Annotated in this window: 10 protein-coding genes and 1 pseudogene; 8 read left to right on the top strand and 3 right to left on the bottom strand. The window is 61.9% G+C overall.

Going from position 1 to position 9868, the window contains the following annotated elements; all coding sequences use genetic code 11:
• The 5 genes and pseudogenes from X744_RS1000000175790 to X744_RS140140 form a co-directional block, all read left to right on the top strand.
• Positions 1 to 395 (top strand): annotated as a pseudogene (locus tag X744_RS1000000175790) (P-type conjugative transfer protein TrbL); the annotation flags it as partial.
• Complete coding sequence (gene trbF / locus X744_RS140125) at positions 395 to 1078, top strand: conjugal transfer protein TrbF (RefSeq protein WP_023763140.1); 684 nt, start codon at positions 395 to 397, stop codon at positions 1076 to 1078. The pseudogene X744_RS1000000175790 and the gene trbF, both read left to right, overlap by 1 nt.
• On the top strand, positions 1075 to 2121 hold the full coding sequence (trbG, locus tag X744_RS140130; protein ID WP_031261479.1) for a P-type conjugative transfer protein TrbG: 1047 nt from the start codon (positions 1075 to 1077) through the stop codon (positions 2119 to 2121). The genes trbF and trbG overlap by 4 nt, the downstream gene beginning before the upstream one ends.
• Entirely contained in the window at positions 2118 to 3320 is a 1203-nt protein-coding gene (locus X744_RS140135) for a TrbI/VirB10 family protein (RefSeq protein ID WP_023763138.1), read from the top strand. Before trbG ends, X744_RS140135 begins: the two co-directional genes overlap by 4 nt.
• Before the next feature lie 3 nt (positions 3321 to 3323).
• On the top strand, positions 3324 to 3548 hold the full coding sequence (locus X744_RS140140; protein WP_023763137.1) for a DUF2274 domain-containing protein: 225 nt from the start codon (positions 3324 to 3326) through the stop codon (positions 3546 to 3548).
• On the opposite strand, the gene X744_RS140145 is transcribed toward X744_RS140140, so the two are convergent.
• The 3 genes from X744_RS140145 to X744_RS140150 all read right to left on the bottom strand — a co-directional run bounded on the left by X744_RS140145 (position 3496) and on the right by X744_RS140150 (position 6130).
• Positions 3496 to 4524, bottom strand: a complete 1029-nt coding sequence (locus X744_RS140145; protein WP_023763136.1) for a LysR family transcriptional regulator — start codon at positions 4522 to 4524, stop codon at positions 3496 to 3498. The genes X744_RS140140 and X744_RS140145 overlap by 53 nt on opposite strands.
• Positions 4525 to 4542: 18 nt before the next feature.
• Entirely contained in the window at positions 4543 to 5181 is a 639-nt protein-coding gene (locus X744_RS0139055; RefSeq protein WP_031261477.1) for an acyl-homoserine-lactone synthase, read from the bottom strand.
• A 226-nt stretch (positions 5182 to 5407) separates the two neighbouring features.
• Entirely contained in the window at positions 5408 to 6130 is a 723-nt protein-coding gene (locus X744_RS140150) for a LuxR family transcriptional regulator (RefSeq protein ID WP_031261475.1), read from the bottom strand.
• A gap of 231 nt (positions 6131 to 6361) precedes the next feature.
• Here X744_RS140150 and X744_RS140155 point away from each other — a divergent pair, with 231 nt between their 5' ends.
• From X744_RS140155 to X744_RS140165, 3 genes are all read left to right on the top strand, one after another.
• Positions 6362 to 7912 (top strand): FAD-binding oxidoreductase, encoded by a 1551-nt coding sequence (locus X744_RS140155; protein WP_084025796.1) that lies wholly within the window; start codon positions 6362 to 6364, stop codon positions 7910 to 7912.
• Positions 7913 to 7941: 29 nt separating this feature from the next.
• A complete protein-coding gene (locus X744_RS140160) occupies positions 7942 to 9015 on the top strand; it encodes a substrate-binding domain-containing protein (RefSeq protein ID WP_032908191.1) in 1074 nt (357 codons plus the stop codon).
• A gap of 279 nt (positions 9016 to 9294) precedes the next feature.
• The gene (locus tag X744_RS140165) at positions 9295 to 9681 is read left to right on the top strand and encodes a cupin domain-containing protein (RefSeq protein ID WP_023763131.1); all 387 of its coding nucleotides are present in this window, start codon (positions 9295 to 9297) and stop codon (positions 9679 to 9681) included.
• The last annotated feature ends 187 nt before the right edge of the window (positions 9682 to 9868 follow it).

Below are 9868 nucleotides of genomic sequence, written 5' to 3'. Positions count from 1 at the left end.
CCTACAGCCTCGCCTCTGCCGGCCAGGCAGGAGCGGCCGGCGTTGCCTCGGGCCTGAGTGGCGTTGCCCGCGCCGGCGCCAGTGCAGCCACATCGCCGTTCCGGCGCGCCGCGTCCCGGACCGCCGACAGCATGGCGCAGAGCTTTTCCAGCGGCGCGAAATCCGCCTTCACGGCCACTGGCGGCACGTCGACCGAAGGCTCGATCGCTGGCGCGGCTGAGGTCGAGGGCGATCCTTCCCATTCCTCCAGTTCCTCGACACCGCCCGCCTGGGCCAGGCGCATGAAGCGCTCTCAGACGGTCAGCCATGGGATCTCGACCATTAGTCACGCCGTCCGATCGGGCGACGCCCATGGAGGCGGCTCATCCATCAATCTCTCAGAAGGGGACCGCTAATGTTCAAACGACCGTCCACCCACTACGGCAAGACACCCCAACCCGAGACCCCTTACCAAAAGGCCGCCCAGGTCTGGGATGAGCGGATCGGCTCGGCGCGCGTCCAGGCGAAGAACTGGCGCTTGATGGCTTTTGGCTCATTGCTGCTCGCCGGCGGCTTCGCGGCGGCGCTGGTCTGGCAATCGGGGCGCGGGACGATCGTTCCCTGGGTGGTGCAGGTTGATCGGCTCGGCCAGGCACAGGCGGTCGAGCCGGCCGTCGCCGACTATCGCCCGACCGATCCACAGATTGCCTGGCACCTGGCCCGCTTCATCGAACAGGTCCGCTCGATTCCCGCCGATGCGATTATCGTTCGCCAGAACTGGCTCAGGGCCTACGACTTCACGACCGATCGCGGCGCGCTCGCTCTCAACGACTACGCCCGCGCCAACGATCCCTTTTCCAAGGTGGGCAAGCAGCAGATCGCCGTGGAAGTGTCGAGCGTCATCCGCGCCTCCCCGGATAGCTTCCGCGTCGCCTGGATGGAGCGCCGCTATCAGGACGGTTCACTGGCATCCACCGAGCGCTGGACCGCCATCGTCACCGTCGTCATCCAACCGCCACGCGACGCTGAGCGGCTGCGCAAGAATCCCCTCGGCGTCTTCATCAACGCCATCAACTGGTCGAAGGAGTTGGGCCAATGATTCTTTATTCCCATAGAGCCGTTCGACCGGAACCCCGGAAAGCCGGATTTCCTCACTTCCGTAAATCCGTGTTTCCGCTACTACTGCTCTCAGCAACTGCGCTTGGCGGCTGCGCCACCAAAAAGCCGCCGCAGATTTCCTACGACGATCCGCAGCCCGCTGTGTTCGCGCCCGCTCCGCCGGCACCGGTCCAGGTCGTTGAGCTTCCCCGCCCTCTGCCTTTGCCGGGCCAGTTGAAACCAATCAAAGAAACCCGCCAGGTCCCCGAGCCCGCGGAGCCCACCGTCCGGGTCAACCAGGCCAACGCCGCCGCGCGCATGCAGCCTGTGCGTGACGGCTTCATCAACGCGATGCAGGTCTATCCGTTCACAGCGGGCGCGCTCTATCAGGTCTATGCAGCAGTTGGACAAATCACCGACGTCGCCCTCCAGCCCGGCGAGCAACTTGTTGGCTCCGGCCCCGTTGCCGCCGGCGACACGGTGCGCTGGGTCATCGGCGACACCGAAAGCGGCTCCGGCGCAACGCGTCAGATCCACATCCTCGTCAAGCCGACCCGCGCGGACCTGACGACGAACCTTGTCATCAACACCGACCGCCGCACCTATCACATGGAGCTGCGTTCGACCGAGAAAACCTACATGGCTTCGGTCTCCTGGCAGTACCCGCAGGACCAGCTCATCGCGCTACGCCGGCAAAACGCCCAGGCCGAGGTCTCCCACCCCGTGGCGACGGGCGTCGACCTCGCCTCGATCAACTTCCGCTATTTGATCGACGGCGACCGTGCGCCTTGGCGGCCGCTGCGAGCCTTCGACGATGGCCGTCAGGTGTTCATCGAGTTTCCGCGCGGCATCGGCCAAGGCGAAATGCCGCCACTGTTTATCGTCGGCCCAGAGGGCAAGACCTCTGAGCTCGTCAACTACCGCGTCCGCGGCAATCACATGATTGTCGATCGTCTGTTTGCCGCGGCTGAGCTGCGCTTCGGCAGCGGTCGTCAACAACAGCGCGTTCGTATCGCCCGCACCGACGGAAGGCCAGCGTCATGAGTGAGGGCCGGGAAGAGGAAGAACGGCCGTCGGACAGGCCCGAAGCGCCTGATGCCGCTCCCATGCGCCTACGTGGCGAGACGCCGCGTGTCACCCGCCTGTCCCGCCGTGTGCTGGCCAGCCTCGGCCTGGTCGCCAGCCTCGGGGTTGGCGGCGCGCTCGTCTATGCCCTGCAGTCGCGCCATTCCGGCCCCGGCAACGAGGAACTATACTCGACCGACAACCGCACCACGGCGGACGGTCTCGCAGGACTGCCGCGCGACTATTCCGGCGTGCCACCACCCGATGTTCCACAACTAGGGCCGCCGCTTCCTGGTGACCTGGGGCGTCCGATGCTCAGCGCCCAGAACCGTGGTCAGCCCGTCGCAGGCGTCAACGCCGAGGAACAACGGCGGCTCCAGGAGATCGACGCCGCGCGCACCAGCCGTCTGTTCGCCGGCACCGAAACGCGGTCCGCACCGGCCACTCCGCCACCCGCGCCGAGCGAAACGCCGGCCACGGAGTCGCCGACGCTCGCGGGCCTTGGCCTCGCGCCACACCCTGCGACCCCCACCGCGCAGGAACGGCAGGCCGCCTTCCTCAACGCCGCCGCTGACCGCCGCACGGTTAGCCCTGATCGCGTTGCAGCGCCGGCATCGCCCAATATCCTGCAGGCAGGTTCGATCATCTCGGCCGCCCTCATCACCGGCATCCGCTCCGACTTGCCCGGCCAGATCACCGCGCAGGTGACCGAGAATGTCTATGACAGCCCGACTGGGCAGATACTCATCATTCCGCAGGGCGCACGGCTCATTGGGCAGTACGACAACGGCGTCGGGTTCGGTCAGCGCCGCGTGCTGCTGGTCTGGAACCGCATCATCATGCCGAACGGCAGGTCCATCGTGCTGGAACGGCAGCCTGGCGCCGACTCTGAAGGCTATGCCGGGCTTGAGGACGGTGTCGATTATCACTGGCGCGAACTCTTCAAGGCCGCCGCGCTCTCCACGCTGCTAAGCATCGGCGCGGAGAGCGGATCGTCGAGCGGCGAAAGTGATATTCTCCGCGCGCTGCGCCAGGGCGCGTCCAACAGCACTAGCCAAATCGGGCAGCAGATCGTTGGTCGCCAGCTCGATATCGCCCCGACCCTCACCATCCGGCCGGGCTTTCCGGTTCGCGTAATCGTCACCCACGATCTCGTCCTCGAACCCTATGAAGGCTGATCCATGGCCAAGCTGAAACTTGGGGCCGTTGCCGACGACAAGCCGGTCAAGATCTCGCTCGAACTGCCGGCCACAGTGCATCGCGATCTCATCGTCTACGCGGAGGTTCTCGGCCGGGAGACGGGCCAGCCCGTTGGCGAGCCGGCGAGGCTGATCGTACCGATGATCGAGCGCTTCATGGCGACGGATCGGGCGTTCGCGAAGACGCGGCGGACTCGGCAGCCCTAGATGACGACAAGGGATAGCGCTCTTCCAACAGCTTGAGGAATTGCCCCAGCGCCGGGTTGTCGTTGTTGCTCCGCCAATAGGCGGCGTAGCTGATCCGGCTCGGGCCGTTGCCGTCCTGCACGTCGCGATAGACCGCGCCGGCGTAGCTGGCGCCGATGGCAGCCTCGCATATCAGGCTGACCCCAAAGCCCGCGCCAACCAGGCTCATGATGTCTTCGCGGCTGACGTCATGGCTGACGAGTATGGGCTGGGCGCCGGGCGAACCTAGTTTCGCCAGCAGAATGTCCCGGAATTCGGGGCCGGGGTCGCGCTGGCTCAGCAAGAAAGTTTCGCCTCTGAGATCGGTCCAATAGACGATCTCGTTCGCTGCCAGCGGATGGCTCTCCGGAAGCGCGACCATGATGCGTTCGCCCNGATCGGTCCAATAGACGATCTCGTTCGCTGCCAGCGGATGGCTCTCCGGAAGCGCGACCATGATGCGTTCGCCCCACAAGGCCATTGCTCCCCCCGCGCGATCGGCGGGCTCGCCGGTGACGATGGCAACGTCTAGCGTGCCATGCTCCAGACCTGCGAAAAGACTCGCTCGCGCTCCCTCGACCGTGCGGATTTCCACGTCGGGGAACCGTCGCGCCTGTTCCAAAAGGCTCGCCCGCAAATTCCCAGCCGACAGCGATGTGTAGAAGCCGATAGCCAGCCGACCGGCTTCTCCCCGGCCTGCGGCCTTGGCCGACGCCATCATGCGGTCCAACCCCTCGACCAAATGCTGGGAAGCGAGGAGGATTTCGGTGCCGGCAGCTGTCAGCCGTACGCCACTGCTCGATCGCTCAAAAACGGCGATGCCGAGACGATCTTCCATTTGCCGGATGCGGCGGCTGAGCGACGACTGCTTGACGCCCAGTGCCTCCGCCGCGCGACGGAAGCTGCCATAGTGCGCGGCGGCGACGGCGTGCCGAAGATGGCTTAGTTCGATGGCCATTATCGACCAGCAGCCTGATCATGCCGCTTCCGGCTGGACAAAACGACCCGCAAGCACGGGTCCTTCGAGCTGGCCAATCTCACGGACTTTCATCAGCGCTGCTTGGGAGATCGCCAGGTGACCGGCCAACGCCTTTGTGTTGCCGATCTGCATGGGCGGAGCAAAGCGTTCGAGCGGCCATCCAGCGCGCCTCAAGATTCGCTCGAATCGAACGTCTGTGACGGTGACCACTGCCGCTTGACCGTTCGATAACCCCCATTCAAGTATCCCTGCCAGGAGAGTGAACGTCGCGTTGCGAAGGCCAGTCGCGGCCACACCCTCGGCCGCGTCTGTGTCCACACAGAAGCGCGAACTTTCGAAAATGCTGTCGCTTCGCGGAGCGGGATTCGAACCAAGCAGCACGGAGAAGGTGTTCGCCAGCATCGTTGGCCCCATCGTCGGCAACAGCCTCGCGCAGCCGACGACCGTGCCTCGGTCGTCGGCTGCAATGATATAGGTCGGCTTGAGAGCGTCGTAAGGGTCGATCTCCATGTCGCCTGAAACAGAAACATCCCAGTTTAAGCGACCCCGAAATACGCGATAGCGCAATCGGTGCATGCTTGCGATCAGATCAGGAAATTCAGAGTAGTCCAAGTGACTAACTGGAATTACGTGCATGGCAGCAGGCTCCTTGTTTGTGAGAAACAAAGAGCACGGCGGTCCGCGTCGCGTAGCTGTTGGGTTTTACAGGGTGAGTAGACGCGGAGGCTCTAGCGCAGATTTGGCCGACGGCAAGCACTGCTGCAGTTCAAGCGGCTGCTTCATTGATAGGAGAAATCGAGCAGGTCGAGCAAATCGAGGTGCTGCGGCCGAGGCGACCCAACGGGCAGGGTCGATAGCTCAGTCAAGACAAAATGAGGCCACGCTGCGTGGCCTCGGCAACGGCTTGCGCCACCGTGGACGCGCGAAGCTTCGACCGGGCATTCTCGACATGGAAGACCACTGTTCGCGTGGAGATGCCGAGTATCATTGCCGTTTCTAGCATCTTCTTGCCGCGTGCCGCCCAGTAAAGGCACTGCAGCTCTCGTTGGGTTAGAGGCGCATCGGCAAGCCGGATCAGGCCTAGTTGGAGCTTCGCGTAAACGTGCGCATGATAGTAGAGCCCCGCAAGCTGCAAGAGATCCATCACTTCAGTGGAGCGACTCTCGACAGCTGAGTCCATATTGCCCGCGAGGGTGAACGCGGCGAAACGGCCAAAGCCTCCACGTATTGGAACAGTCGCGCCACTGTGAATTTCGAATTTGGCGGCCTCCGCGAAAAAACGCCGTTGAGCTATTGATGGCAATCGCAAGGTCCGGCGATCCCACTGGAACGACCGTTGCGACGATCGAGCTAGCCCGACGACGGGGTCGATGTCCTCGTATCGCTGCTCGATATACTGCTGTGCCCATGAACTTGGATATGAAGAAAGCACCTTGAGCGCTGGTTCCGAAAACCCGAGATAAGCAAACCATCGGTACCCCAACCGGCCGGCAAGACGTTCGGCGGCACCCTTAAAACCAACCTCGTCATGGGCGGTTTCAAGCGCGTCAACGAAGTCTCTGAAGGTAAGGTCGAGAAGCGTCATCAGCACACTCCTTGGATCAAAAACCAGCACCGTCTGAATCAATGCCCTTTCAATCCGAGGCCATTGACAAGATGAATACTGGCATAATAAGTTCGGTTAGGGAACGAATTAATGATGCCATTCGATGAGTGGATACACGGGTCTTTCGCGTGAATTTTCTCACCGCGTGCCGGCAGGAGGTGCCGCCAAACGCAATTCGCCCCGTCGTTGTAATCTGGGAGGTTTGTACCAATGAACAGTTTCGCTGCCCCACCTCAACGCACTATTGATCCTGCATCATCGCGGCATCAGTCGTGGCGCATGCGCCCATGGACGATGGCTGGCCGCAGTGGCCGAGCCAGCTTTTGGGTCGATCAGGCGCTCGGCGAAGAGCCAAACGCAGAACGCGACGCGCGCATTCTGGAAGGCGACCTTAAAGTCGATGTCTGCATCGTTGGCGGCGGGTTCACCGGCTTGTGGACGGCAATCCGGCTCCTTGAACATGATCCATCGCTCGAGGTCGCTGTTGTCGAGGCTGAACTGAGCGGCACAGGCGCAAGCGGACGCAACGGCGGCGTGATGTCGGATTGGTGGATGGAAGTCGACACGCTCCGCAAGCATTTCGGTGTAGAAGGCGCCAAACAGCTGGCAGGCGCCGTTGGAACCGCCGCCGACGATATCCAATCCTTCTGTAAGCAGGAAGGGATCGAAGCCAACATCGCGCGAGCCGGCTGGTTCTGGACGGCAACCAATCAGGCCCAAATTGCCTCGATGGAGCACATGATAGAGGCTACCCAGTCGCTGGGCATGGACATCTATGAACGCGTCGGCGCTGACGAGTTGGCGGCACGCCTCGGCTCCTCAATCCACCGAATGGGCCTGCGGGACCCCTCTGGAGGCTCTCTACACCCGGCTCGCCTCGCGCGCGGACTGCGTCGTTCTGCGATCAAGCGAGGCGTCAAAGTTTTCGAACGGTCACCGGTCCTGGAGATTAAGGCTGGCTCCAATGTTCGTGTGCATTGTGAAAGGGGGGTTGTCCAGGCCGATCAGGTCGTCATGGCGGCGAACGCCTGGATGGCGCATCTGCCCGACTTTCGACGCGACACCTTTATCTGCTCGAGCGATCTCGTCGCAACCGCGCCGATGCCTGAGGTCTTCTCTGAACTCGGCTGGACCGGCCAAGAGGTCAACTTCGACGCTAAGGCGATGCTCTTTTATTGGCGCGGAACCGCCGACAAGCGTGTCATCTACGGCAATGTAGGCCGCAAACTTGGCCTCGGCCCAAAGATCGAAGATCGCTGGGAGCGTCCGTCGGACGAGATTCTTAGAGAGATAGAGAGAGGTCGCCAACGAACCCTGCCTCGCCTCGACAAAGTCAAGAAGACCCATGCCTGGCAGGGGCCAATCGACCGCTCGTCCACCGGCCTGCCACGGATCGGTAAGCTGGGCGGCGATCCACGCATTACCTTCGTAATTGGTTTCTCCGGCACCGGCGTGTTGCCGACTTCGACGCTCGGCCGCTGCTTGGCGTCGCTCGTACTCAATCGGGACGACTCCTGGGCACACCATGCGCGCCTTCTCCAGCACACGGGGTCATATTTCCCGCCCGAGCCGATCCGCTATTTTGGGGGTCGGCTGATCCAGCGCGCGATCATTAAAAAGGAAGCAGCCGAGGATCTCGGCCGCAAGCCATCACCCGTCGTTCGTGCCTTCGTCAAGAGTTTCATGCCCGACGGCACCCACATCGCGCCACCTACTCTCTCCTCGCTTCGCAAGGTGTTCGCGAGCGGTTCCCAAACCTGACACATCTCGATCTCAGAAAGGATTGCCCCATGCTTAGACTTTCTCTCGCTGCTGCGTTCATGCTGCTCGCCCCTACGTACCAAGCGATGTCTGCAGAGATGATTTGTGAATCCAAAGGCCCGAACGGCGAGAAGCCCACGCCAGTCGCCAAGCTGGAGCTCACACCAACCCAGTTGGCAAAGATCCGCGAAGGCAAATTCACAGCCGCGATGGCTTGGCACACCGCCGACGAGGTCAGCGCAGCTGAGACGCGCGGCGCGGAAGCCGCCTTCAAAGAGATGGGCATTGAGGTGGTTGCGACAACAAGCGCAGATTATCAGGCTGATCGCCAAAGCGAGCAGGTGCGCACGATCATGGCCAAAAAGCCCAACATCATCATTTCTCTGCCGGTAGATCCGGTCGCCACGGCCGCCGCGTTTACTCAGGCGGCTGAGGCGGGTGTGAAGCTCGTCTTCCAGGACAATGCTCCCCAAGGGTTTTCGAAGGCTGGCACCAATTATGTCAGCGTCATCTCCAGCGACCATTGTCAGATGGGCCAGCACGCCGCCGATGCATTGGTTGCGGCGATTGGCGGCGAAGGTGAGATCGGCTATCTCTTCCACGATGCCGATTTCTATGTGACCAACCGTCGCGACGGTGCATTCAAACAGACGATCGAGCAGAATTATCCGAAGGTTAAGATTGTCGCCGAACGGGGGATCGCCGATCCGTCACTTGCTGAGGTGGAAACCAACGCAATGCTGACTCAACATCCGAACCTCAAAGGCATCTATGTCACCTACGGTGAGGTCGGATTAGGTGTGGTTAGCGCTTTGCGCAACAATAGTAACACGACAACTAAGATGGTGACGATGGATCTCGCCGAGCCGCTTGCCCTCGACATGGCACGCGGCGGCAACACGGCTGCTATGGTCGTCGAAGGCCTCTACGATGACGGCGTTGCCCTAGCACGCGCGGGCGCGCTTTCGCTTATCGGTGAGACGGCCCCACCGTTCATTGTCTCACCCGCGACAACCGTAACCAAGGACAATCTGGTCGAGGGATATCAGGCGTCGGAGCACGCGAACCCCTCTGACGCCGTCATGGGAGCGCTTGGGAAGTAAGACGCTCGGAATGGACAGTTCAACCTAGCCAGCCGCCGAGGCGGTTGGCTACGATCCCACTCTGCCCGAGCATTCAAGGCTGGGGCAGTAAATAGACACTGTTGTTCTGCGCCGATTGGCCAACAGCACGATGAATCCCTCCCAGGGCGATGGCGACCGCCACTGTAGTTGATCGGGTTTCCTCCCCGCTCGACGGCTTGGCGGTCGCCCAGGATTTTGATCCGCCGTCTCGCGTTCGCCTGCAGGCATCGCCCTCAAGATCTGACAAGGAGTCTAAACATGTCGAACAGCGAAATCGCTCGCGTAACAAAACATTCGGTGATCCAAGCACCGGTCAAGCCAGCGCCTATCCCCGCGCAAGACATCCTCTCTGGGACGCCAGAGGCGTCTGTAGCGCTACTTTGGCGCAATGAGACTGGGACACTCTTCAACGGCGTTTGGCACTGTACACCCGGCTCCTTCTACCTTGACCATGCCGATGAGACGGTGGCCTTCATTGAGGGTCGCGCGACCGTGACGCCGGAAGGAGGCGAGCCGATAGAGTTAGCAGCCGGCGACATGGGCTTCTTCCCTGCAGGTACGCGCGTCCTTTGGGTGGTCCATGAGACGGTCCGCAAAGCGTTCCATAACCACGACGCCGCCCGTCGGCTGCTCGCTGGTTCGTAAATGCGGATTACTTTGAGTTCAGAGCCCGTGCGAAGGGCAAGCCAGCCAACGAGAGACCTTCCGATTGGTATGCAAAACGAGACCGGTCGATCATGACCTTGCTCGCTGCTAGCTAGTTTCCATCCATAAACGCCCATTTTGGTGAGGATTTACAGAGGTTTGCCGCAGGACGAACGTCGTTTGCGGT

The organism is Mesorhizobium sp. LNHC252B00 (assembly GCF_000502955.1).
Classification (GTDB): domain Bacteria; phylum Pseudomonadota; class Alphaproteobacteria; order Rhizobiales; family Rhizobiaceae; genus Mesorhizobium.
This window is presented reverse-complemented; position numbering and strand designations above follow the sequence as displayed.

Excerpts from the sequence above, each read along its gene's own strand:
- trbG (WP_031261479.1), top strand. The coding sequence starts at position 1,075 with ATGATTCTTTATTCCCATAGAGCCGTTCGACCGGAACCCCGGAAAGCC.
- X744_RS140135 (WP_023763138.1), top strand. The coding sequence starts at position 2,118 with ATGAGTGAGGGCCGGGAAGAGGAAGAACGGCCGTCGGACAGGCCCGAA.
- X744_RS0139055 (WP_031261477.1), bottom strand. The coding sequence starts at position 5,181 with ATGCACGTAATTCCAGTTAGTCACTTGGACTACTCTGAATTTCCTGAT.
- trbF (WP_023763140.1), top strand. The coding sequence starts at position 395 with ATGTTCAAACGACCGTCCACCCACTACGGCAAGACACCCCAACCCGAG.
- X744_RS140160 (WP_032908191.1), top strand. The coding sequence starts at position 7,942 with ATGCTTAGACTTTCTCTCGCTGCTGCGTTCATGCTGCTCGCCCCTACG.
- X744_RS140150 (WP_031261475.1), bottom strand. The coding sequence starts at position 6,130 with ATGACGCTTCTCGACCTTACCTTCAGAGACTTCGTTGACGCGCTTGAA.
- X744_RS140165 (WP_023763131.1), top strand. The coding sequence starts at position 9,295 with ATGTCGAACAGCGAAATCGCTCGCGTAACAAAACATTCGGTGATCCAA.
- X744_RS140140 (WP_023763137.1), top strand. The coding sequence starts at position 3,324 with ATGGCCAAGCTGAAACTTGGGGCCGTTGCCGACGACAAGCCGGTCAAG.
- X744_RS140155 (WP_084025796.1), top strand. The coding sequence starts at position 6,362 with ATGAACAGTTTCGCTGCCCCACCTCAACGCACTATTGATCCTGCATCA.